The 23,260-nt window shown below is 73.6% G+C and carries 18 protein-coding genes and 1 pseudogene; 9 read left to right on the top strand and 10 right to left on the bottom strand.

Going from position 1 to position 23,260, the window contains the following annotated elements:
• Positions 1-13 precede the first annotated feature (13 nt).
• The gene (locus tag ABZX65_RS02965) at positions 14-1,894 is read left to right on the top strand and encodes an ATP-binding protein (RefSeq protein WP_355333807.1); all 1,881 of its coding nucleotides are present in this window, start codon (positions 14-16) and stop codon (positions 1,892-1,894) included.
• Positions 1,891-2,331 (top strand): response regulator, encoded by a 441-nt coding sequence (locus ABZX65_RS02960; protein ID WP_355333804.1) that lies wholly within the window; start codon positions 1,891-1,893, stop codon positions 2,329-2,331. Before ABZX65_RS02965 ends, ABZX65_RS02960 begins: the two co-directional genes overlap by 4 nt.
• 81 nt (positions 2,332-2,412) lie before the next feature.
• On the opposite strand, the gene ABZX65_RS02955 is transcribed toward ABZX65_RS02960, so the two are convergent.
• Positions 2,413-3,243, bottom strand: coding sequence for an NAD(P)-dependent oxidoreductase (locus tag ABZX65_RS02955; protein ID WP_355333801.1), 831 nt, complete (start codon positions 3,241-3,243; stop codon positions 2,413-2,415).
• A gap of 249 nt (positions 3,244-3,492) precedes the next feature.
• Here ABZX65_RS02955 and ABZX65_RS02950 point away from each other — a divergent pair, with 249 nt between their 5' ends.
• Entirely contained in the window at positions 3,493-4,425 is a 933-nt protein-coding gene (locus ABZX65_RS02950; protein WP_355333799.1) for a 5-dehydro-4-deoxyglucarate dehydratase, read from the top strand.
• A 22-nt stretch (positions 4,426-4,447) separates the two neighbouring features.
• A complete protein-coding gene (locus ABZX65_RS02945) occupies positions 4,448-5,701 on the top strand; it encodes a hypothetical protein (RefSeq protein ID WP_355333796.1) in 1,254 nt (417 codons plus the stop codon).
• A 261-nt stretch (positions 5,702-5,962) separates the two neighbouring features.
• On the opposite strand, the gene ABZX65_RS02940 is transcribed toward ABZX65_RS02945, so the two are convergent.
• The 4 genes and pseudogenes from ABZX65_RS02940 to ABZX65_RS02925 all read right to left on the bottom strand — a co-directional run bounded on the left by ABZX65_RS02940 (position 5,963) and on the right by ABZX65_RS02925 (position 9,385).
• The gene (locus ABZX65_RS02940; RefSeq protein ID WP_355333793.1) at positions 5,963-6,898 is read right to left on the bottom strand and encodes a hypothetical protein; all 936 of its coding nucleotides are present in this window, start codon (positions 6,896-6,898) and stop codon (positions 5,963-5,965) included.
• A 263-nt stretch (positions 6,899-7,161) separates the two neighbouring features.
• Positions 7,162-7,659 (bottom strand): annotated as a pseudogene (locus ABZX65_RS02935) (SigE family RNA polymerase sigma factor); the annotation flags it as partial.
• Between the two features lie 140 nt (positions 7,660-7,799).
• Positions 7,800-8,567 carry a class I SAM-dependent methyltransferase gene (locus tag ABZX65_RS02930; protein WP_355333790.1) on the bottom strand — a complete coding sequence of 256 codons (768 nt, stop codon included), beginning with the start codon at positions 8,565-8,567 and terminating at the stop codon, positions 7,800-7,802.
• 47 nt (positions 8,568-8,614) lie between these two features.
• Positions 8,615-9,385 (bottom strand): IclR family transcriptional regulator, encoded by a 771-nt coding sequence (locus tag ABZX65_RS02925; RefSeq protein WP_355333788.1) that lies wholly within the window; start codon positions 9,383-9,385, stop codon positions 8,615-8,617.
• Positions 9,386-9,659: 274 nt separating this feature from the next.
• Here ABZX65_RS02925 and ABZX65_RS02920 point away from each other — a divergent pair, with 274 nt between their 5' ends.
• Positions 9,660-11,192 (top strand): aldehyde dehydrogenase (NADP(+)), encoded by a 1,533-nt coding sequence (locus tag ABZX65_RS02920; protein WP_355333787.1) that lies wholly within the window; start codon positions 9,660-9,662, stop codon positions 11,190-11,192.
• Between the two features lie 88 nt (positions 11,193-11,280).
• Here ABZX65_RS02920 and ABZX65_RS02915 read toward each other — a convergent pair whose 3' ends face one another.
• Together ABZX65_RS02915 and ABZX65_RS02910 are read right to left on the bottom strand one after the other, a co-directional pair.
• Complete coding sequence (locus tag ABZX65_RS02915; RefSeq protein WP_355334671.1) at positions 11,281-11,661, bottom strand: DUF488 family protein; 381 nt, start codon at positions 11,659-11,661, stop codon at positions 11,281-11,283.
• A gap of 144 nt (positions 11,662-11,805) precedes the next feature.
• Positions 11,806-13,314: an MFS transporter gene (locus ABZX65_RS02910; protein ID WP_355333785.1), complete on the bottom strand. Its 1,509-nt coding sequence runs from the start codon at positions 13,312-13,314 to the stop codon at positions 11,806-11,808.
• A gap of 70 nt (positions 13,315-13,384) precedes the next feature.
• Here ABZX65_RS02910 and ABZX65_RS02905 point away from each other — a divergent pair, with 70 nt between their 5' ends.
• From ABZX65_RS02905 to ABZX65_RS02890, 4 genes are all read left to right on the top strand, one after another.
• Positions 13,385-14,356: a helix-turn-helix domain-containing protein gene (locus ABZX65_RS02905; protein ID WP_355333782.1), complete on the top strand. Its 972-nt coding sequence runs from the start codon at positions 13,385-13,387 to the stop codon at positions 14,354-14,356.
• A gap of 139 nt (positions 14,357-14,495) precedes the next feature.
• Positions 14,496-15,584, top strand: a complete 1,089-nt coding sequence (locus ABZX65_RS02900; protein ID WP_355333780.1) for an amidohydrolase family protein — start codon at positions 14,496-14,498, stop codon at positions 15,582-15,584.
• A gap of 416 nt (positions 15,585-16,000) precedes the next feature.
• The gene (locus tag ABZX65_RS02895) at positions 16,001-17,245 is read left to right on the top strand and encodes an SCO1860 family LAETG-anchored protein (RefSeq protein WP_355333776.1); all 1,245 of its coding nucleotides are present in this window, start codon (positions 16,001-16,003) and stop codon (positions 17,243-17,245) included.
• Between the two features lie 134 nt (positions 17,246-17,379).
• Positions 17,380-20,535, top strand: coding sequence for an ABC transporter substrate-binding protein (locus ABZX65_RS02890; protein WP_355333773.1), 3,156 nt, complete (start codon positions 17,380-17,382; stop codon positions 20,533-20,535).
• A 29-nt stretch (positions 20,536-20,564) separates the two neighbouring features.
• Here ABZX65_RS02890 and cobC read toward each other — a convergent pair whose 3' ends face one another.
• Genes cobC through ABZX65_RS02875 form a run of 3 tightly spaced genes read right to left on the bottom strand, consistent with a single transcriptional unit; the run spans position 20,565 to position 23,237 of the window.
• A complete protein-coding gene (gene cobC / locus ABZX65_RS02885; protein ID WP_355333771.1) occupies positions 20,565-21,710 on the bottom strand; it encodes an Rv2231c family pyridoxal phosphate-dependent protein CobC in 1,146 nt (381 codons plus the stop codon).
• A complete protein-coding gene (locus ABZX65_RS02880) occupies positions 21,694-22,590 on the bottom strand; it encodes a sirohydrochlorin chelatase (protein WP_355333769.1) in 897 nt (298 codons plus the stop codon). Before ABZX65_RS02880 ends, cobC begins: the two co-directional genes overlap by 17 nt.
• Positions 22,587-23,237: a precorrin-8X methylmutase gene (locus ABZX65_RS02875; RefSeq protein ID WP_355333767.1), complete on the bottom strand. Its 651-nt coding sequence runs from the start codon at positions 23,235-23,237 to the stop codon at positions 22,587-22,589. Before ABZX65_RS02875 ends, ABZX65_RS02880 begins: the two co-directional genes overlap by 4 nt.
• Between the last annotated feature and the right edge of the window lie 23 nt (positions 23,238-23,260).

The raw sequence follows: 23,260 nt of genomic DNA, 5'->3' as shown, positions 1-23,260 counted from the left end.
GGAGTCCGCGTCCGTGCCGCATCCCCCGACCGACCCGCCGCCCGTATCCGAGCCCGAGCCCGAGGCCGTATCCGAGTCCGTATCCGAAGCCGGGCCCGTGTCCGAGAGCGCGCCCGTACCCGGGCCGCGGTCCGAGTCCGGTCCCGACGTCGATCCCGGCCCCGACGTCGAACCCGCTCCGGACGTCGATCCCGCGCGGGATACCGATCCCGCGCCCGACGTCGTGCCCGCCCCCGTACCCGCTCGCGGGCAGAAGGCCCCCCGGACGAGGTCCGGCTTCCGGCCGCGCGAGAAGGGCCGGATCACGGTCCAGGGCGCGTTCAACCTCGTGCTCGGCGGGATGACGCTGCTCGTCCTCGTCTTCGCGGTGATCGGCGCGCAACTGCTCGCGCACACCACGTCGATCTCCGACCACCTGGCCAACCGGGTACAGCCCGCACGGGTGGAGGGGGTGCGGTTGCAGACCGCGCTGCTGGACCAGGAGACCGGCGTGCGCGGCTATGTGCTCACCCATTCGACGGAATTCCTCCAGCCCTACACCGAGGGCCTCGCGGACCAGAAGACGATCACCGCCAGGCTGCGCCCGCTGATCAGCGGCAACAAGCGCGCCTCCGCCGACCTGCTGGCGCTGGAGGAGGCGGCCGACCGCTGGCGCACCACGTACGCGCTGCCGCTCATCGAGCACGCCCGCGAGGGCCTGCCCGCCTCCGCCGACACCTCGCTGCTGGACAGCAGCAAGCGGGGCTTCGACACCGTACGCACCCAGTTCACGATCCAGGACACGCATCTGAAGGAGGACCGGCAGCACAGTCAGGATCAGTTGCGGCGCGTGCGCAACGAACGCGACGCGGTGTTCCTGGCGATGCTGGCCTGCTTCCTGGTGGCCATGGTCTTCCTGGCGCTGCTCCTGCGCCGGATCGTCGGCCTGCCGCTGGGGCGGCTGCGCGACGACGCGCTGCGGGTCGCGGGCGGCGACTTCGACACCGGGATCGAGCCCAGCGGCCCGGCTGATCTGCGGGTGCTGGCCGAGGCCGTGGAGGCGATGCGCAGCGGTATCGCGGGTGCGCTGGCCGAGGCGCACGGCCAGCGCGGACTGCTGGCCGCCCAGGCGGCGGAGCTGACCGAGCAGGCCGAGGAACTGCGCCGCTCCAACGCCGAGTTGGAGCAGTTCGCCTACGTCGCCTCGCACGACCTCCAGGAGCCGCTGCGCAAGGTCGCGTCCTTCTGCCAGCTCCTGGAGAAGCGCTACCGGCACGCGCTGGACGAACGCGGCGTGCAGTACATCGACTTCGCGGTCGACGGCGCCAAGCGCATGCAGATCCTCATCAACGACCTGCTGGCCTTCTCGCGGGTGGGCCGGGCGCAGGACGACCACCGGCCGGTCCAGTTGGAGAACACGCTCGACCAGGCGCTGTACAACCTCGCGGAGCGGCTGGAGGAGTCCGGGGCGCGCGTCGAGCGGCCCGCCGTGCTGCCGGACACCGTCGGCGACGCGACGCTGCTGGCCCTGGTCTGGCAGAACCTGATCGGGAACGCGATCAAATTCCGTTCCCCCGACCGGCCGCCGGTGATCACGGTGGAGTCGGGAACCGCCCCCGACGGCACGCTCGTCTTCAGCGTCACCGACAACGGCATCGGCATCCAGGAGGAGTTCAGCGAGAAGGTCTTCGTGCTCTTCCAGCGGCTGCACAGCCGCAACACCTACGAGGGCACCGGCATCGGCCTCGCCATGTGCCGGAAGATCATCGAGCACCACGGCGGGCGCATCTCGGTGGACAACGAGTACACCGGCGGCACCCGCATCCGTTTCACGCTGCCCGCCGGGGCAGAAGAGTCACCTGACCAGGCGGCGGCGCCTGGCATCGAGGGAGCAGAGGGAGCACCGCGCGTATGAGTCAACCCGTACAGCCGATCGAGGTCCTGCTGGTCGAGGACGACGCGGGCGACGAACTGATGACCCGGGAGGCGTTCGCCGACAACAGGATCGGCAACACCCTGCACGTGGTCCGCGACGGCGAGGAGGCGCTGGACTTCCTCTACCGGCGCGGCGCCCACCAGGACGCGGTGCGGCCCGACTTGATCCTGCTCGACCTCAACCTGCCGAAGTACGACGGGCGTCAGGTGCTCGAGATGATCAAGGGCGACCGGGACCTGGCCATGATCCCGGTGGTGGTGCTCACCACGTCCGCCACCGAGGAGGACATCCTCCGCAGCTACAAGCTGCACGCGAACGCTTATGTCACCAAGCCCGTCGACGTGGAACAGTTCATCAGCGCGGTGCGGCAGATCGACGACTTCTTCCTGTCGGTGGTACGGCTGCCCGGCCGCTGAGCGGCCCGCGGGCGGCGCGTCCGCGCAGGGTCCGTACGGCTCCGCGCGTCCACCTGTACGTCTCGCCACGCGTCTCGTCTGTCAGTACGGCCAGATCGGGGGGTCCGTGCAGAACGGGCCGCCGAGGTTGGCGTGCGCGGGATTGTCCGGGTCCAGCTCGCCCTGCTCGGCGATGAGCTTCGCGGCGAACGGCTCCGAGTCGTCCCGCGGTTCGTACCCGAGCGCGCGGGCGCCCGAAAGGTCCCACCACAGGCGGGTGTTGGCGGAGCTTCCGTAGACGACGGTGTGCCCCGTGGTCCCGGCGCTGAGCGCGGCGTGGAAGAGCCGGGCGCCGTCGGCCGGGCTCATCCAGACCGACAGCATGCGCACCGACGTGGGTTCGGGGAAGCAGGAGCCGATGCGTACGGAGACGGTGTCGATGCCGTGCAGGTCCGCGTAGAGCTGCGCCAGGTCCTCGCCGAAGCACTTGGAGAGCCCGTAGTAGGTGTCGGGGCGGCGCGGGGTGGTGATCGGGATCAGCGCCTCGTCCGGCACCGGGGAGCCCTGCGGCCGCGGGGTGAAGCCGACGGCGTGGTTGCTGGAGGCGAAGACGATCCGGCGGACGTTCTCCTCGCGGGCGGCCTCGTAGAGGTGGTAGGTGCCCTCGACGTTGCCGCGCAGGATCTTGTCGAAGGAGGACTCCAGCGAGATCCCGGCGAGGTGGATGATCGCGTCGACGCCGCGCACCGCCTCGCGCAGCGCGTCCCGGTCGGACAGGTCCGCGGTGATCACCCGCGTGCCGTCGGGCGCCCCCTCGACCGGGCGGACGTCGAACAGCCGCAGGTCGTATCCGTACGACGGCAGCAGGCCGCGCATGAGGGTGCCGAGGCCGCCTGCGGCGCCGGTGAGCAGGACGGTGCGGGGAGCGGGCATACGGGGTCTCCGTGTCTGGCGGGGGCTTCGCTGAGCTCAGGGGTCACTGTAGACGGCTGACGTCCGCCGTGGGTATGTCCATGGACGACGTTCAGGTATATGGACAATTCCTGGCGGCGGACGCGGTCGGCGCGGGGGCTCTTGGAGGTGCCCGTCGGCTTGACCTGCCCAGGTCACCTCGCCTAGCGTGGCAGCGTTCATGAATATAGACATGGATCAGATGAGCGCACAGACTTCAGGGGGAACCCGATGACCTCACCCGCCCTCGCCGAGCGCCTCGACGGCCTGCTGTTCTTCCCCGTGACGGCCTTCGGCCCGGACGGCGCTCTCGACCTCGACGTGTTCCGCGCGCATGTGCGCGCCGGGGTGGAGGCGGGCGCCGCCGCCGTCTTCGCGTGCTGCGGCACGGGCGAGTTCCACGCGCTGTCCCCCGAGGAGTTCCGCGCGTGCGTCGCGGCGGCGGTGGAGGAGGTCGCGGGGCGGGTGCCGGTGGTGGCCGGGGCCGGATACGGGACCGCGCTCGCCGTCCAGTACGCCCGGCTCGCCGAGGAGGCGGGCGCCGACGGCCTGCTCGCCATGCCGCCCTACCTCGTCGTCCCCGGCCAGGAGGGCATGCTGCGGCACTACGCGGCGCTCGCCGCGGGCACCGGCCTCGATGTCATCGTGTACCAGCGCGACAACGCTGTCTTCACCCCCGAGACGGTCGTCGAACTCGCCAAGGTGCCCAACATCATCGGCCTCAAGGACGGCCTCGGCGACCTCGACCTGATGCAGCGGATCATCAGCGCGGTCCGCACCGAACTCCCCGGCCAGGACTTCCTCTACTTCAACGGCCTGCCCACCGCGGAACTCACCGGCCTCGCCTACCGCGGCATCGGCGTACTGCTCTACTCCTCCGCGGTCTTCGCCTTCTCGCCCGAGATCGCCCTCGCCTTCCACAAGGCGCTCACCACCGGCGACGACGCCACCGTCAACACGCTGATCGACGGCTTCTACCGCCCGCTGGTCAACCTCCGCAACCAGGGCCGGGGTTACGCCGTCTCGCTGGTCAAGGCGGGGGTCCGGATGCGCGGCCTGGACGTCGGCGAGGTCCGCCCGCCGCTGTCGGAGCCGTCCGCCGCGCACGTCAAGGAACTGGCCGACCTGATCGAGCAGGGCCTCGCGCTGCTCGGCGACCGCTGAACGGGCCCCGGACATGCCGACCATGAGGACTTCCGCCTTCGTCTACCCCTGGGACGTCGTGGGCGACCCCGAGGCGGCCGAACGGATCGCCGCCCTCGGCGTCCAGCAGGTCACCCTCGCCTCCGCCTACCACTCCACCCGCGCGCTGACTCCCCGTCACCCCCGGCACCGGATCGTCACCGCGGAACACTCCGCCGTGCTCTACCCGCCCGACGAACAGCGCTGGGAGGGAAGGGAGTTGCGGCCCTACCCGGCCGGGAGCTGGGCGAGGGGCGGGTCCGGGTCCGGGTCCGGGGACAGGGGCGGGGTCGGGGTCGGGGCCGGGGATTTCGACGGGGACGGCGCCGGTGACGCCTTCGGTACGGCGGCCCGCGCGCTGGCCGCCGCCGGGCTCGACGTCCACACCTGGGTCGTGCTCGCCCACAACTCCCGCCTCGGCGCCGAGCATCCGGCCACCTCGGTGGTCAACGCCTACGGCGACCGCTACCCGTGGGCGCCCTGCATCGCCCAACCGGCCGTCCGTACCTACCTGGTGGACCTCGCGGCGGAGGCCGCCGTACGCCCCGGCGCGGGCGGCACCGAACTGGAGTCCCTGGGCTGGTACGGCCTCGCCCACCTGCACGCCCACGACAAGATCGCCGGGGTGCCGCTCGGCGACGCCGCCCAGTACCTGATGTCGCTGTGCTTCTGCGCGCACTGCCGGGACGGCTACGCCGGGCTCGGCGCCGAGCCCGCCGACGTGGCCGCCGCCGTCCGCCGCGCGCTGGCACCCGTCTTCGAGGGGGACGCCCCGGGCGACGCCGCCGGGCTCCCGGCGATCGAGAGGCTGCTCGGTGCGGAGTTGACGGCGCTCACCCTCACCTGGCGTACACAGACGGCCGGTTCGCTCCAGGAGCGGGCCGTGGCCGCCGTACGGGCCGCCGCCGCGCCCGGCTTCCAGGTGCTGATGCACGCCGACCCGGCGCCGTACCGCTGCGGCGCCAACGCGGGCGTGGAACCGGCCCGCGTCCTGGCCCACGCCGACGGGCTCGTCCTGCCCTGCGCCGGCGGTCCGGCCGCCCGCGAGGCGATGCTGACCCCGCTCGCGCCGCACCGCCGCGAAGGCACCGTACTGGCGGCGAACCTCACCGTCGTCTCCGGCATGGGCGGCAGCCCCGGCACGCTCGCCGAGGACGCCGCGCACGCCGCCGCGCTCGGCGCCACCGAACTGCGCCTGTACCACGCGGGCCTGGCCTCGGACGCCGACCTGAGGGCCGTACGGTCGGCGCTGGCCTGAGGCGCGGAGCCTTCACGGGTGCGCGCCGACGGCACGCACCGACGGCACGCGCCGACGACGGGCCCGCGCGGCGCGGGCACGCCGTGGGCGGGCGGGAGCACGAGACGTGCCGGGGCGCGGCGATCATGGGGGTACCGCCGCGCCCCGGAGCGTCACCCTCAGGTGAGGCGGGAGGGCTGTGCGTACTCAAGTCGCCACCGGGGCACCGGAGGTTGCCGCGTATGACGCGAATATTTCCGGCGGGCTACGGGAGCCGTCCGGTCAGAATCCGCCGTCGACCGACGACGTGCCGTCGGGCCCGGTCCAGCGGGCGGTATACGTGTCGCCGCCGGTGGCGCGGGCGCCCGCCGCGTGGTTGAACTGGCCCGAGAACGTGTACGTGCCGGGCGCCAGCGTGTTGTCCGCGTCGAGCGTCCAGCGGTAGACCAGCTCCGCGCCCTCCACGGTCACCGTGGGGTTCGTGCCGCCCGAGACGGAGGTCCACGAACCGGTGCTGCTGACGCCTTCGGTACGGGCCACGCGCAGTTCGACGCTGAGCGTCGTGAGCGGCTTGCCGGTGGTCAGCACCACATCGCTCTGCGTCCAGTAGTCGTTGCTCGCGCTGTCCACCGAACCCCGCGCGGTCAGCGTGCCGTTCCGCGCGGTCTCGACCGAGCCCGGCGCGCCGCCGTCGATGCCCGAGGTGGTGGCCGCCGACGACGGGGGAGTGCCGGTGGGGGAGGACGCGCCGCCGGACGGCGTGCCCGTGGGACGCGTACCGCCGGTGCCCCCGTGGCGGCCGGACGGGTGCGACGACGCGGCCGGTGAACGCGGCTGCGCGGCGGGGGAGTCGGTGCCGACCGGGCTGGAGGTCGCGGAGTGCGTGACGCCGGGCCCGCCGGAGGTCACCACGGACTGCGTCGGCTCGCCGTTGCCGGTCACGGCGCCGACCGCGAGGCCGCCGAGGCCGATCGCGCCCGCGACGGCCGCCGTCACCGCGGCGATCCGCATCCACGGCGCCCCGGTCCCGCCGCCGTGCCCGTCGGACCGCCCGCCGGTGCGCGACGGCTCCGCCATCCCGTGCCCGGCCATGTCGCGTTCCGCCATGCCCTGCTCGACCCGTGCCAGCATCCGCTCCCGGTCCGGCCGGTGGGACCCGGCCGCGTCCCGCAGCCGTTCCGGCAGCTCGGCCCTATCGGTCCCGGTCCTGTCGGCCATCACACTCCCCGTCCCGTACGAGTACGAGCCGCAGGACCCGCCGCACCCATGATGCGCGCCGCGCCGGGGCCGGTGACGACCGGGCCCGCGGCGCCGGGGACGGCGGGGCCGGGTACAGGGCCCGCACCGCCGGGGGCGCCCGCGCCCGGGACCGTACCCGCGCCCGGCACCGTAGCGGCACCCGGCGCCGCACCGGCACTTGGCACCGCCCGCACCCCGTCGCCCGCGGCCGGGTCCGGCTCGGCGCCGCCCGTCCGCGGCGCCAGCAGCCGCTCCAACTCCGCGACGCCGCGCGACGTCTGGCTCTTCACCGTACCCACCGAGATGCCGAGCACCGCCGCCGTGTCCCGCTCCGACAGGTCGAACGCGTGCCGCAGCACCACGCACGCCCGCTTGCGGAACGGCAGCCGCTGCAACGCCTCACGTACGTCGAGCACCGCCGGCACGTCGGGACCGTCGGTCCGGTCCTGCGGCTGCGACCAGAACAGCGCGATCCGCCGCCGCTCCCGTACCGCGCTGCGAATGCGCGAGCGGGCCAGATTGGTCACCACACCGCGGGCGTACGCGACCGGGTGGTCGGCTGCCCGCACCCGGTCCCAGTGCCGCCACATGGCGACCAGGGCGTCGGCCGCGAGATCGTCGGCCGCGTCCGCCTCACCGGTCAACAGGTGTGCCAGGCGCGCCAGTTCCGCGTAATGCTGCTCGAAGAACGCGTGGAAATCAGCGGCGGCGTCGGCGTCGTCGCCGATGGCTGTGCCCACGGTCACCTCTTCCTGCCCGGACCTCCCCGCCACGGCGCGGCGTGAGCGTAGCAGCGGTGGAAGGCCATGGGCAGAGGTCGGGAAACAGCACTTCGGCGACGGGCGGCGAACCCCGGATCAGCAGGCCGACTGACGGCTCGTCACGTCAGGGCGCAGCGCTGTACCCGGGTGACGATCTCCAGGTCGAAGGGGCCGCCGGAGGTCTCGGGACGGGACGTCAGATAGTCCCTGATCCGCCCCACCAGCGCCTCGCGCTCGGCGGGTTCGAGCACCAGGACGTGGGAGTGGGTGGCGACGGTGGCCAGCAGCGAGTCGACCGTCTGCGGCTGCCGGTGCGGGAACTCGCCGTGTTCGACGGGCGTGAAGCCGGTGTGCGGGTCGATGCCCTTGCCCGGCCGCCAGTCGATGTACGACACCCGGCTCGCCGTCACCGTGTTGAGCCCGGCGATCCACTCCACCCGGTCGTCGTCGGTGTTCCACAGCGCGCCCAGCGTGCCGCCGGGCCGCAGCACCCGCGCGATCTCCGGCATCGCCCGCTCCTGGTCGAACCAGTGGAACGCCTGCCCCACCACGACCGCGTCCACCGAGGCGTCCGCCAGCGGGATCTCCTCCGCGCCGCCCGCCAGCGCCGTCACCGACGGCAGCAGCCGCTCCAACTCCGCGCGCATGCCGGGGTCCGGCTCCACGGCGGTGACCCGGTGCCCGAGCGCCACCAGCGACTGGCTCAGCTTGCCGGTGCCCGCGCCGAGGTCCAGCACGTCGAGCGTGCCGCGCTCGTCGTCGGTCGCGTGCAGCGCCCACCGCACGCCCGCCACCGGGTAGTCGGGCCGGTGCGCGGCATAGGCGGCGGCCTCGGCGCCGAAGGAGGAGGCCCGGCGGGCGAACATCTGGGTATCGGATTCGCGCATGCCGCCGACCCTACGACGCCGACCCTACGACGCCGGCCGTACGACCGTCAGAGGCGGCGCGTGGCGAGCAGCAGCCGGTCCCGCGCGTCGAAGAGCGTGTCCTTGATCATCTGCTCGTGCCCAGGGGTCAGCCGGGCCACCGGCACCGAGCAGCTCACCGCGTCCCGCGCGGGCGTGCGGTACGGGATCGCGATCCCGAAGCAGCGCAGCCCGAGGGTGTTCTCCTCGCGGTCGACGGAGTAGCCCTGTTCGCGGATCTGGGCCAGCTCCTCGATCAGCTTCTCGCGGTCGGTGTGGGTGTGCTCGGTCAGCGGCTCCAGCGTCTCCGGCAGCAGCTTGCGCACCTGCTCGTCGGTGTACGTGGCCAGCAGCGCCTTGCCGAGCGAGGTGGAGTGCGCGGGCAGCCTGCGCCCGACCCGGGTGAACGGCCGCAGGTAGTGCTGCGACTGCCGGGTGGCCAGGTAGACCACGTTGGTGCCGTCGAGGCGCGCGAGGTGGATGGTCTCGCTGGTGTCGTCGGACAGCCGGTCGAGCGTGGGCCGGGCGGCGGCCACCACCTCGTCACCGTCGATGTACGAGGTGCCGACCAGCAGCGCGCGCACGCCGATGCCGTACCGCGTACCGGTGGCGTCCGTCTCGATCCAGCCGAGGTCGACCAGGGTGCGCAGCAGCATGTACAGGCTGGACTTCGGGTACCCCACCGACTCCTGCACGGCGGCCAGGCTGTGCATGCCGGGGCGGCCCGCGAAGAACTCCAGCAGTTCCACCGTGCGGACCGCGGACTTGACCTGGGAACCGGCTCCCTCGGCAACAGCCATCGCGTACGACCCCTCTAAGACGTTCGTGGCGCTCGTTCAGTCGTGCTCGTGTGTGGTGCGTGTTCGTCGTGTCTGTCTGTCGTGCTCGGTTGTCGTGACCGTTCGTCGTGCGTGTCCGTCGTGCGTGTCCGTGCGCGCGCCGTGCCCGGCGCCCGCCTTGTCCGGCCGGGCCCGTGGACGTAGGCTCCGGACGATCGGTGATTCATATCTGAAGACGTTGTTCAGTATAGAGAACGATGCCGTCGTGCAGTACGGAAATGTGGAGGTTCTTCCGGTGGCAGTACCAGTCTGGAGCGTCGACCCCCGAACCGGGAAGCAGCGGGAGCAGGTCGCGGTGGAGGCCACGGCCGACGAGGTCGACGCCGCCGTGCGCGCGGCGGCGACCGCCGTTCCCGCGCTCGCCGACCGCAGCGTACGCTCCCGCCTGCTGCGCGGCGCCGCCGGGCTGCTGGAGGACGAGGGCGCGGCGGTCATCGCGGCGGCCGACGCCGAGACCGCGCTCGGGCTGCCCCGCCTCACCGGTGAACTCGCCCGCACCGCCTATCAGTTGCGCGCGTTCGCGGATGTGGTCGACGAGGGCGGCTATCTGGACGTGATCATCGACCACGCCGATCCGGCGGCCCAGCCCATCCCGCGCCCCGATCTGCGCCGCTACAAGATCCCGCTCGGCGTCGTCGCCGTCTACGCGGCCAGCAACTTCCCGCTCGCCTTCTCCGTACCCGGCGGCGACACCGCCAGCGCGCTCGCGGCCGGGTGCCCGGTCGTGGTCAAGGCGCACCCCGACCACCCCGCCACCTCCGCGCTCTGCGCCGACATCCTGCGCCGCGCCGCCGTCGCCGCGGGCCTGCCCGCCGACACCGTCGTCCTGCTGCACGGCTTCGAGGCCGGGGTCGAGCTGGTCAAGCACCCGCTGGTGGCCGCGGCCGGCTTCACCGGCTCGGTCCCCGGCGGACGCGCCCTCTACGACGCCGCCGCCGCACGGCCACGCCCGATCCCCTTCCACGGCGAACTGGGCAGCCTCAACCCGGTCGTCGTCACCGAGGCCGCGGCGGCCGAGCGCGCCGAGCAGATCGGCACCGGGCTCGCCGGTTCCTTCACCCTGGGCGTCGGCCAGTTCTGCACCAAGCCGGGCCTCGTCCTGGCCCCCGGCGGCGAGCACGGCGACCGGCTGGTGGCCGCGCTCACCGGCGCCGCCTCGGACGCGGGCCCCGGTGTGCTCCTCGACGCCCGCATGCGCGACAACTTCCTCAAGGGCGTCGCCGCCCGCGCCGCCCTGCCCGGCGTCGAGACCCCCGTCACCGCGGGCGACGGCGGCGAGCACGCGGTGCGGCCCGGCTTCGTCACCGTCGCCGCGGCCGACCTCACCGAGCAGGGCGCGTACGACCTGCTCCTCGAGGAGTGCTTCGGGCCGCTGACCGTCGTCGTACGGTACGGGTCCGCCGCCGAACTGGCCGCCGTGCTCGACCGGCTGCCGGGCAGTCTCACGGCGACCGCGCACCTCGGTACGGAGGAGGCCGGGCAGCCCGGCGGCGAGGCGGCGGCGCTGCTGGCCCGGCTCACCGGCCTGGCCGGGCGCGTCCTGGTCAACGGCTGGCCGACCGGTGTCGCGGTGGCCCCCGCCCAGCACCACGGCGGCCCCTACCCGGCCACCACCTCGACCTCCACCTCCGTCGGCGGCACCGCCATCGAGCGCTGGCTGCGCCCGGTGGCGTACCAGGACACCCCGCCCGCGCTGCTGCCGCCCGAGCTGGCCGACGCCAACCCGCTGGGCGTCCCGCGCCGGGTCGACGGCGTCCTGGTCAGGTGATCCCCGGGGGCGCGGCCGTACGGCGCCCCGGGCCGGACTGACCCCGAGGTCCCGTCCGGTGCCGCCGGACGGGACCTCGGGACACGCCTTAGGGCGCGTCCGTGAGATGGGCCAGGAGCACGGGGACGTGGCTGTGCTCCGGGTCCTTCACCGCCGTCAGCAAGGTGACGCTCCCGGCGCGCGCCTGCTCGCGCAGCCGCTGGGTGGCGGGGACCTGCTCGGGACCCGCCAACTCGGCCCGGTAGCGCCGCGCGAAGTCCGCGTAGCGGTCGGGGTGGGCGTGGTACCAGGTGCGCAGCTCGGCCGACGGCGTGAGCACCTTGCACCAGTCGTCCACCGCCGCCCGCTCCTTGGACACCCCGCGCGGCCACAGCCGGTCGACCAGCACGCGCAGGCCGTCCCCGGCGTCCACGTCGTCGTAGATCCGCCGCACCCGGAAACCCGTCGCCGCGCCCGCGTCCTTCGCCATCCCGTCCGCCTCTCCGCTCCGTCTCACCCCTTCCAGTCCACGCCTCCGGCCGCCGATCCGCCACCGCGTCGGGACCGGGCCGCCTTGTCGGGACCGGGCGGTCTTGTCGGGACCTGGCCGCCCGGTCGGTCGCGGGCCACCGGGTCAGGAGTCGGCCGGGCGGCCGGGACGCAGGGCCGCCGCCGTGGCGACGGCGGTGACGGTCAGCAGGGCGGCGGACAGCAGGAGGCAGACGCGCATGCCGGACAGGAAGCGGTCCCGGTCCGCGACCAGCGCGCCGAAGGCGGCCACGCTCAGGGCGCCCGCGATCTGGCGGCCCGCGTTGAGCACCCCGGCCGCCAGCCCGGCGCGGTCGGCGGGGGTCGCGTCCAGCAGCGCGGCGGTCAGCGGCGGTACGGCGAGCGCGCCGCCGAGGCCGAGCGGCACCATGACGACCGCGAGCAGCGCGGCCGGGGTGCGGGCGGTGACCGGCAGCAGCACCAACAGCCCGGCGACCATGAGGAGTTGACCGGCGAGCATGGGCAGCCGGGCGCCGACGGGGGCACCTCCCGCCGAAGGCGGGGAGAGGGCGGACAGCCTGCCCGAGACGATGTTGACGGCGGGGATCAGCGCCGTCATGGGCAGGAACATGAGCCCGGCGCCGAGCGGTGACTGGTCGCGCACCTGCTGGAAGAAGAGGCTGAGCACGAAGATCATCCCGTAGAAGGCGAAGCTCAGCGCGGCGCCCACTGCCACACAGACCGCGACCGTACGGTCCCTGAACAGGCCGAGCGGCACCACCGGATGCGCGCTGCGCGCCTCGATCAGGAAGAAACCGGCGAGGACGGCCACCGCGACGGCCGCCGCCACCAGCCCGAGCCCGCCGCCCTCGATGACCGCGAAGGTCAGCGCGGCCAGCCCCAGCACCGCCGTGAGCTGCCCCGGCACGTCCAGCGGCGCGGGCCTTCGCGGCGAGCGGGGCGTCCGCGCCAGCAGCACGGCGGCGAGCAGACCGACCGGCAGGTTGATGAAGAAGATGGCGCGCCAGGACCACGCCGAGGTGAGGGCGCCGCCCGCGACGGGCCCGAGTGCCACGGCCGAGGCGCCGCCCGCCGCCCACAGGGCGATGGCGCGGGCCCTGCCGATCCTGCCGGACGCCGCGCCGGACGGATGCGGGGTGGACTCGGCGTCCGGATACGCCTGCCGCACCAAGGCGAGCGAGGCGGGCAGCATCACCGAGGCGGCCGTGCCCTGCACCACGCGGGTGCCGATCAGTACGCCGAGGCCGGGCGCGAGACCGCACGCGGCCGACGCGGCGGTGAAGACCGCCATGCCCGCGCCGAAGGCGCGCCCGGCGCCGATCCGGTCCGACAGCGCCCCGGTGGAGAGCATGAAGGCGGCGAAGACCAGCGTGTAGCCGTCCACGACCCACTGGAGCGCGGCGAGGCCGCCGTGCAGATCGGTGCCGATGGACGGCAGGGCGACCGTCACGACCGAGGCGTCCAGGGTGATCACGAAGAAGCCGAGCAGGGCGGCGGCCAGGGTGCGGCCGGGCGAGGGTACGGGCGCGGACGAGGGCGCGGGTGCGGGTGCGGGCGCGGGCGCGGGTGCGGCGACGGGTTTCCGGGCGGCGGGCGGGGCCGCACAGTCCGGACCGGAGAGACGCGGAGACATGCGATCAGCGTGGCCGCGGCCGTCGCCGTACAGTAGTGGCCTGAATGCCACGGTCCCGGAGGTTCTGGCCATGCCCTTCACGTGTCCCCGCCCGCACCGGGTCGCGGTGATCGCCGCGCGGCCGGTGTCGATGTTCAACCTCGCCGTGCCGGAGATGCTGTTCGGCAAGGTCCGGGTGGACGGCGGGCCCGGCTACGAGGTGGAGTTGTGCACGTCTGACCCCGGCAGCGTCGGGACCGGCGGCGGGGCCGAGCTGGTGATCGGGCAGGGTCTGGACGCGGTGGAGCGCGCCGACACGGTGGTCGTGGCCGGGACCGGGTCGCGGGAGGACCCGGACCCGCGTGTCGTGGCCGTCCTGCGGCAGGCGGCGCGGGCGGGCAAGCGGGTGGCGTCCATCTGCACGGGCGCCTTCCTGCTCGCCGAGGCCGGACTGCTCGACGGCCGCCAGGCCACCACGTACTGGGAGTACACCGGCCAACTCGCCGCGCGTTACCCGGCGGTGGTCATGGAGCCCGACGTGCTCTTCGTCCAGGACGGCCAGATGCTGACGTCCTCCGGGTACGCGGCGGGCATCGACCTGTGCCTGCACATCATCCGCACCGACTACGGCGCGGCCGTCGCCAACACGGTGGCCCGGCTGGCGCTGGTCGCGCCCGTACGGCACGGCGGGCAGGCGCAGTTCACCGACACCCCGCTGCCCGCGGAGACCGGCACGTCGCTCGCCGCGACCCGCGCCTGGGCGATGACCCGGCTCGACGCGCCGCTCACCCTCACCGACCTCGCCCGGCACGCGGCCGTCAGCGTCCGCACCCTCAGCCGCCGCTTCCACGCCGAGACCGGACTCAGCCCCCTCCAGTGGCTGCTGCACCAACGCGTCGAGCGGGCCAAGGAGTTGCTGGAGACCACGACCCTGCCCGTCGACCAGGTCGCCCGCGCCAGCGGTCTCGGCACCGCCGACTCGCTGCGGCAGCACCTGCTGCGCAGGGCCGGGCTGACGCCGAGCGACTACCGCGCGACGTTCACCCGCCTGACGACGGCCTGACCTCTGGCCGGTGGGCGGCGGCGCTTCTCGCCGGTCCGGGGCGTCCGGCGGCGGCGCCCTTCGCCGGTCCGGGCCGTACGACCGTACGACCGGCGACCGTACGGCCCGTGACCGCCGGGTGCCTCGTACAGTGCGGTGCATGGGTGAACGCGACGTGCTGCACATCAAGGGACGGGTGCTGGTCGGGCCCGACGAGGTCAGGGACGAGCTGTGGGTGGTCGGCGGGCGGATCAGCTACGACCGCCCGGCCGCGGCTCCGGCCGCCACCGTCACCGGCTGGACCCTGCCGGGACTGGTCGACGCGCACTGCCACGTGGGACTCGACGCGCACGGCGCCGTCGACCGCGACACCGCGGAGAAGCAGGCGCTCACCGACCGGGAGGCCGGCGCGCTGCTGCTGCGCGACGCGGGCTCGCCGAGCGACACCCGCTGGACCGACGACCGCGCCGACCTGCCCAAGATCATCAGGGCGGGCCGCCACATCGCCCGCACCCGCCGGTACATCCGCAACTACGCCCACGAGATCGAGCCCGGCGACCTGACGGCGTACGTACGCCGCGAGGCGCGTCGCGGCGACGGCTGGGTGAAGCTGGTCGGCGACTGGATCGACCGGGAGGCGGGCGACCTCGCGGCGTGCTGGCCGAAGGACGCGCTCACCGAGGCCATCGCCGCCGCGCACGAGGAAGGCGCCCGCGTCACCGCGCACTGCTTCGCCGAGGACTCGCTCGCCGACCTCGTCGCCGCGGGCATCGACTGCGTCGAGCACGCCACCGGACTCACCGAGGACACCATCCCGCTCTTCGCGGAACACGGCGTCGCCATCGTCCCCACCCTGGTCAACATCGCCACCTTCCCCGCCCTGGCCGCGGGCGGCGAGGCCAAATTCCCGCGCTGGGCCGACCACTTGCGACGGCTGCACGCCCGCCGCCACGACACCGTGCGCGCCGCGTACGACGCCGGTATCGCCGTCTACGCCGGTACGGACGCGGGCGGCAGCCTCGCCCACGGCCTGATCGCCGACGAGGTCGCGGAGCTGGTCGCCGCCGGGCTGCCCGTCAACGCCGCGCTCTCCGCCGCCACGTGGGGTGCCCGCCAATGGCTGGGCCGCGAAGGGCTCACCGAGGGCGCGCCCGCCGACCTGGTGGTCTACGAGAGCGATCCGCGCGCGGACGCACGGGTGCTGGCGGCGCCGCGGCGGATCGTGCTGCGCGGCACGGTCGTCGCCTGACGGGCCGTCAAGCTCCCTCGGGACCTTTCGCGGTCGCACCGTCCCGTTCGCCGCGCGCAGACGGTCGCGCCGCGCCGCTCGCGGACGCCTCCCGTGTACACCACGGCCGTTCGACGTGCGAGGACGTGAGTTGACCGACCGTGACGTACGGGAGCCGGGACGCGTTAGGCATCTTCGCGCACGCCCGGGGCGTCAACCGAGGTGAGGGGTGTCATCCCGTGGTCCGGGTGACGCTGGGGAACGGTCGTGCGGCGAGATTCGAAGAAGTTCACGGAAACCACCCTTATGGGTGAACTGACGCCGTGTGCCCGCCAGTTCACCCTCCGTGCGTAAACATTGCCGGGTCGAGGTCCCCGGCGGCTGTCCCCAACAGTCGTGCGCCGGGGACTCCATGCCACTTGTGGGGGTTTTCCACCGTGTACCGCACCATCAACATCAGCCTGCCCGCACGCCGTTCGGCCGCCGCCATCGGCGCCGCCGTCGCCCTCGCCGCGGGCACCCTCGCCGTAGCGCCGGGCGCGCAGGCGACCCCCGCGCCGTCGGGCGGCGGCACGTCCACCGCGACCGTGCTGCGCGCGGGCCTCGACGTATCGCTGCTGAACAAGACCGTGGACGTCCCGGTGAATGTCTCGCTCAACGATGTGAAGGCGCCCGCCGACGCGAAGGAGACCGCGCTGACCGTGAAGGTCGGCAGCGGTGTCGAGCAGGGTCGCGAGATCAGCATCCTGCGGGCCGACGTCGCGACGGCGAACGCGACCGCCGACCGTTACAAGGCGGAGGGCTACGCCAACGTGGCCAAGGCCGAGGTCCATGTCCCCGGACTTCCGCTGCTCTCGTTGATCAAGCTGGACGCCGTCACGTCCAAGGCGACCTGCCAGGTGGGCCACAAGCCCACCGCCAGCTCGAAGCTGGTCGGGGTGACGATCCTCGGCAGGACCATCTCGCTCAACGCGGTCGGCACCACCGACGTCCGCGTCGGCGGGGTCGGCGAGGTCAGTCTCCAGCTCACCAACACCGTGACCACCTCCCGTACGGCCGCCGCCACCGCCCTTCAACTGAAGGTCCACATCAACCCGTTGAACCTCGGGGTCGCCGAGGTCACCGGTGACGTCACGCTGGCGCAGGCCACCTGCCGTACGCCCCAGGCCGGCGGCTCGACCGGGGGGTCGACGTCGGGCGGCAACTCCGGCGGCTCGACGAACGGCGGTTCCACGAACGGCGGCTCGACCAACGGCGGTTCCACGAACGGAGGGTCCACCAACGGCGGTTCGACGAACGGCGGCTCCGCCAACGGAGGTGCCACGAACGGCGGTTCCACGAACGGGGGGTCCACCAACGGCGGCTCGACCGGCGGTTCCACGGGCGGTCACTCCACCGGCGGCTCCACCTCCGGCTCGTCCAACGGCGGTTCCGGCAACGGCGGTTCCAGCGGTACGTCCGGCTCCGCGGGCACCTCGGGCGGCTCCACCTCCGGCGGCAGCGACACCCACCCGCAGACCGGCACCGACACCTCGGTGAACACCGGCAACCTGGCCGAGACCGGCGCCAGTTCCTCCACGCCGTACATGGCGTACGGCGCCATCGGCCTGATCGCGGTGGGCGGCGGGGCCTTCCTGCTCACCAACCGCCGCCGCAAGGCCGCCGCTTCGCGCGGCGAGTAGTCCGGCCCACGGGGGGATCGGGGGAATACAGGGGAGGGCGGCTCCGCTCCGGGAGCCGCCCTCTACTCTGTTCCCTACGAACGGCGGCTCGACTGCCGTTCGACTTGGGGATGGGCGAACGGGGCGAACGAGTAATGGTCGACGGGCTTTTCGCGGGTCGTTACGAACTGGCGGAGCTTCTCGGCTCCGGCGGAATGGCCCGGGTGCACCGCGCCCGCGACACCCGCATGGGCCGCGCCGTCGCGGTCAAGACGCTCCTGCCCGAACTGGCCAGCGACCCCGACGCGCGCCGCCGGTTCGCCCGCGAGGCGCAGGCCGCGGGAGCGCTCAACCACCCCGGCATCGTCACCGTCCACGACCAGGACGAGGTCCGCACCGACGACGACACCGTGGTGCCTTACCTGGTCATGGAGTACGTGCGGGGCAGCACGCTCGCCCAACTCGTCCGCGAGCAGGTCTGGTTCGCGCCCGAGCGCGCGGCGCGCATCGCCGCCGACGTGCTGGACGCGCTCGCCCACGCGCACAGCCACGGCACCGTCCACCGCGACGTGAAGCCCGCCAACGTGATGATCACCACCGAAGGCGCCGTCAAGGTCGCCGACTTCGGCATCGCGCACGTCCTGCACAGCGACGCCCGGCTGACCGCCACCGGCTCGGCGATCGGCACGCCCAGCTACATGTCGCCCGAGCAGATCAACGGCGTCGACGTCGACGCCCGCAGCGACGTCTACGCGGTCGGCTGCGTCCTGACCGAACTGCTCACCGGCAGACCGCCGTTCACCGACGGCAACCCGATCAACCTCATGTACTGGCACGTCCACACCCCGCCCCCGGCCCCGTCCGCCCGCAATCCGCGGGTGCCCGAGGAGTTGGACGCGCTGGTGCTGGCCGCGCTCGCCAAGGACCCGGCCGAGCGGCCCGAGGGCGCCGCCGCCTTCCGCGACCAACTGCGCGGCTGGCTGGCGGCCACCGGCTCCTCCGCGCTGACCGGACCCGCCGCGGAACCCGCGGACGGCGGTTCGGGCAAGCGGTCGTCGGCGGCCGACCCCCGGGCGACCTTCGGAGTGCCGGGCGCCGGGCTGCCCGCGCTGCCGCCCAAGGCGGACCCGGCCGGAGCAGGCACGCCGCCGCGGGCACCGCGGACCCCCGCCGGGTCGCCGGGCACGCCTTCCCCGTCCGGCGGCACGCCCTCGCCCTCGTCCGGCACCCCTTCCCCGTCCTCCGGCACCCCCGCACCCTCGTCCGGCACTCCCTCCCCGTCCTCCGGCACTCCCTCCCCGTCCGCGGGCCGGGGCTCGTCCATACCGCCCGCCGCCGCGAGCGACGCGACCCCGCCGCCGCGCGCGGCCGGCTACCACCAGCCGGAGCACCCCGCGTACCGCGCCCCGCAGCGCCCGGTGCCGCCGCAGTATCTGCCGAGCACCCCGCCGCCGCTCAATGTGGGCAGGCCCGCGGAGCCGCCGCGGGGCGGGGCCGGGCGCCGCCGGTGGATGGCGGGCGCGGCCGGGCTGGCGGTCACCGCGGTCGCCGTGACCGTGACGCTCACCTTCGCGCCGTTCGGCGGCAAGAAGCACGGCGACGACAAGCCCACCGACAAGCCGACCGTGCAGAACGCGGCGCTCCAACTCCACGGCGGGAAGGAGGGTTCCGGCTACAGCGGCGGGCTGAACGGGGTGGTCAGACCCTCGACGGCCACCGGCGGCACGCTCAAGCTCATCTCCTCCTACGCCTCGGAGAATCTCCTCGACCCGGCCGCCACCTACGACCAGCCGTCGTGGAATCTCCAGCGCCTCTACCTGCGCAAACTCGTGGACTACGCGCCCGCGCCCGGCGGTGCGGGCCGCAAGGTCGTCCCCGACCTCGCCACCGACACCGGCCAGGTCAGCTCCGACGGCCGCACCTGGACCTTCCGCCTCAAGGACGGCGTCACCTTCGACAACGGAGCGCCGATCACCTCCAAGGACGTCAAGTACGGCATCGAGCGGACCTTCGCCCGCGACGAGTTCCCCGGCGGCCCGACCCACCTCGTGGACCTCCTCGACCAGGGGCAGAACTACCAGGGCCCGTACACCGACAGCGACCCCGGCAAGCTCGGCCTGCGCTCGGTGGCCACACCGGACGACCGCACGATCGTCTTCCGGCTCGCCAAGCCCTACGCGGACTTCCGCTACGTCCTCGCGCTCTCGATCGGCGCGCCCGTCCCGCAGTCCGCCGACACCGGCGGCGGCAAGGACTTCGGGAAGCACCCCGTCGGCAGCGGCCCCTACCGCGTCGCGAGCTACACCTCGGGCGCCTCGCTGCACCTGGTCCGCAACACCCACTGGGACCCCAGGACCGACACCGTGCACTCGGCGCTGCCCGACGCGATCGACCTGAAGATCGTCAGCAGTCAGGACGAGGTCGAGACCGACCTGCTCGACGGCAGCGCCGACCTCGACCTGGCCGGCCAGACGGTCAGCGACCAGACCGAGACCAAGATCCTCAACGACCCGGCGCTGAAGGCCAATACGGACCTCGTCTTCAACGGCACCACCCGCTTCCTGAGCCTCCAGACCACGGTGGCGCCCTTCGACCGGTACGAGTGCCGCTGGGCCGTGCAGTACGCCATCGACAAGGCGCAGGTCCGCGCCGTGCTCGGCGGGCAGTACGCCGGCGGCGAGGTGGCCACCACGATGCTGCCGCCGACCACCGACGGATACAGCACCTCGGCCACGCCCTTCGGCACCAACGCGGGGGTGTCGTTCCCCGACGAGGCACGCAAGTACCTGGGCAAGTGCGGCAAGCCCAACGGCTTCACCGTCACCATGGCCGGGGTCAAGGCGCCGGGGCGGGTCGAGGACGCCATGCAGTCCATCCGCGGTTCCCTCGCCGAAGTCGGCATCACCGTCAAGATCGTCACGCAGGACGCCAGTACCTTCTACGACACGCTGCTGTCGCCCAGCAAGCTCAAGAGCGCCAAGTGGGGCATCGTGATGACCGGATGGGCCGCCGACTGGCCCACCGGCGGCGGCTTCCTGCGCTCGCTGATCCAGCCGGGCAGCATCAACAACTACGCCCAGCTCGACGACAGCGAGATCAACGGCCTGGTCACGCAGGCCGACGGCGTCACCGATCCGGCCAAGGCCGCGTCCCTGTGGCAGGCCATCGATGCCAAGGTGATGGGCGAGGGGACCATGGTCCCGCTGATCTACACCCAGCACCTCGTCTACCGCGCCCCCCGCCTCACCAACGTCTACGAGCAGCCGGTCCTCGGCGGCGTCGACCTCACCGCCCTCGGCGTCAAGCAGTAGGCAGAAGCGGCCGGTTGAGCGCCCTGCTCTCAGGCCATGGCCGTGGCCAGGGCGTTCGCGAAACCGTCCGTCGTACGGCGGTCGCGCACGGCGATCCGCAGCCAGTCGGGTCCGAGGCCGGGGAAGGTGTCGGCGCGCCGGACCGCGTAGCCCATCTCCCGCAGGCGGAGCCGGACGTCGGCCGCTCCGGCCATGCGCAGCAGGACGAAGGGACCGGCGGGCGCGTCGCCCGCGACCTCGACTCCGGGGAGTGCGGCCAGCCGGTCCAGCAGGTAGGCGCGGTCGCCGACCACGGTACGGGCCGCCTCCGCCGCCTCCGCGAGCGCGTCCGGCTCCACGCAGGCAACGGCCGCCGCCAGCGCGGGAGTCGACACCGCCCACAGCGGCTGTGCGCTCTCCAGCGCGGCGACCGTGTCCGCGTCGCCGAGCACGTAGCCGATCCGCAGTCCGGCCAGGCCCCAGGTCTTGGTCAGGCTGCGCAGGACGAGGAGCCCCGGCACGTCCCGGCACCCGGCCAGCGACTCGCTCTCGCCCGGCACCGCGTCCATGAACGCCTCGTCCACCACCAGCGTGCGCCCCGGACGGGCCAACTCCCGTATCAGCGCGGCCGGATGGAGGACGGACGTCGGGTTGGTCGGATTGCCGACCACCACCAGATCCGCCTCCGGCGGGACCGCCGCCGGGTCGAGCCGGAAGCCGTCGGACGCGGACAACAGGACCCGCCGCACCTCGTGCCCGGCCGCCCGCAGCGCCGCCTCGGGTTCGGTGAACTGCGGGTGCACCACAACGGTGTGACGTGGCGTCAACGCCCGCGCGAGCAGCACGAACGCCTCCGCCGCTCCGGCCGTCACCAGCACCTCGGCGTCCGGCCGCCCGTGGCGCAGGGCCACCGCGTGCCGCGCCGCCCGGCCGTCCGGATATCCGGCGAGGCCGGTCAGCGACCGCGCGACGCGCTCGCGCAGCCAGGGCGGGGGAGTGTTCGCGCGGACGTTGACCGCGAGGTCGATCAGGCCCTCGCCGACCTCGGCGTCACCGTGATGCCGCAAGTCGTAGCCGTCGGCGGCGACTTCGGCGCGGCGGGCGTCATGGCCGTCGGGGGTGTCGCGGCCGTACGGGTCCGGCCCGCCGCCCGCCGCCGGGTCCGGCACGCGGTCGCGGTCAGTGGGTGTGCGCATGGTGGCCGCTTCCGTGGCTGTGCGACGGGTCGTCGGGGTGGTGGTGCGGCTGCTGCGGCAGCCCGACACGGTCCTCGAAGCCGGGGAGCTTGACCCGGTACACGCACGAGTCGCAGTTCATCCGCAGGTCGCCCCGTACCGTCTCCCGGTAGCGCTCCATCACCAGCTCCGCCAACTCCGGCTCGGGGCCGATCACGTCGGCGCAGCGCAGCTCCACGTCCGGCGCTTCCCCGGCCCACTCGCGGGCCTGGTCCCGTACCCGGTCCGGCAGCACACCGGTGAACAGGAAGTACGGCAGGACGACGACGCGGCGCGCGCCCAGCTTGCGGCAGCGGTCGAGACCGGCCCGCACCGACGGCTCGGCCAGCGACACGAAGGCCGTCTCCACCCCCGCGTAACCACGGCCCTCCCACAGCAGCCGCGCCACCTTGAACACCTCGGCGTTGGCGTCCGGATCCGTCGAACCCCGGCCCACCAGCAGCACCGTGGTCTCCGCGCGGTCGGCGCCCGCCAGCGCCTCGTCCACGCGCCGCTCCAGCACCGTCAGCAGATTCGGATGCGGCCCGAGCGGGCGGCCGTACGCGAACGACGTCCCCGGATGGCGCCGCTCCTCACGGGCCAGCGCCGCCGGTATGTCGCCCTTGGCGTGCCCGGCCGACACCAGCACCAGCGGAACGGCGGCGAAGTCGCGTACGCCCGCGCCGACCAGCTCCGCCACCGAGTCCGCCAGCGGCGGCGGCGACAGCTCGATGAAGCCGCCGCCGACCGCCAACTCCGAACTGGCCGCGCCCAGTTGCGCCACGAACGAGCGGAAGGCGGCCGCACCGGCCGCGTCACGCGTGCCGTGGCCGACGAGCAGAAGGGCAGGGGGGTGGGTCACTGGTCGTTCTCCTTGAAGGGATGGTCGGTGAGGTGATGGTCGGTGAGGGGACGGTCGGTGAGGTGATGTTCCGCGAGGGGATATTCCGTGTACAACAGGGCGTTGAGCGCCGCGGCGGCCACCGCGGAGCCGCCCTTCTCCGAGACGTTGCTGACCGCGGGCAGCCCCGACGCCCGCAGCCGCGCCTTGCTCTCCGCCGCGCCGACGAAGCCGACTGGCAGCCCGATCACCAACGCGGGTGCCGCGTCCAGGTTCAGCAACTCCTCCAGCGCCGTGGGCGCGCATCCGACCACCCACACCGCGCCCGGCCCGACCTCCGCGTACGCCAGCCGTATCGCGTGCGCGCTGCGCGTCAGTCCCGGCCCGGAGGCCGCGTCCGTGAGCCGGCACACCGAGGACCGTGCCGTGATCCCGGACGCGACCATCTCCACGTCCGCCACGATCGGCGCGCCCGCGTGCAACGCGGCGTGCGCGTAACGGAGTTCCGACTCCTCGCATACCAGGTCCTCCGCGTACCCGAGGTCCGCGCTCGAATGGATCACGCGCTCCACGACGGCCCGTCGCAGCGGCGTCATCCCTGAGGTGTCGAGCCGGGACCGCAGGATGCGGAAGGACTCCTGCTCGATGGGGTGGACCGTACGGTTCACGCGGCTTCTCCTCCGGAGGGGGT

Source organism: Streptomyces sp. NPDC003300 (assembly GCF_040610915.1).
In the GTDB taxonomy this organism is placed as follows: Bacteria; Actinomycetota; Actinomycetes; order Streptomycetales; family Streptomycetaceae; genus Actinacidiphila.
The sequence above is the reverse complement of the archived record's forward strand: the minus strand, read 5'-3'. Positions and strand labels throughout refer to the sequence as shown.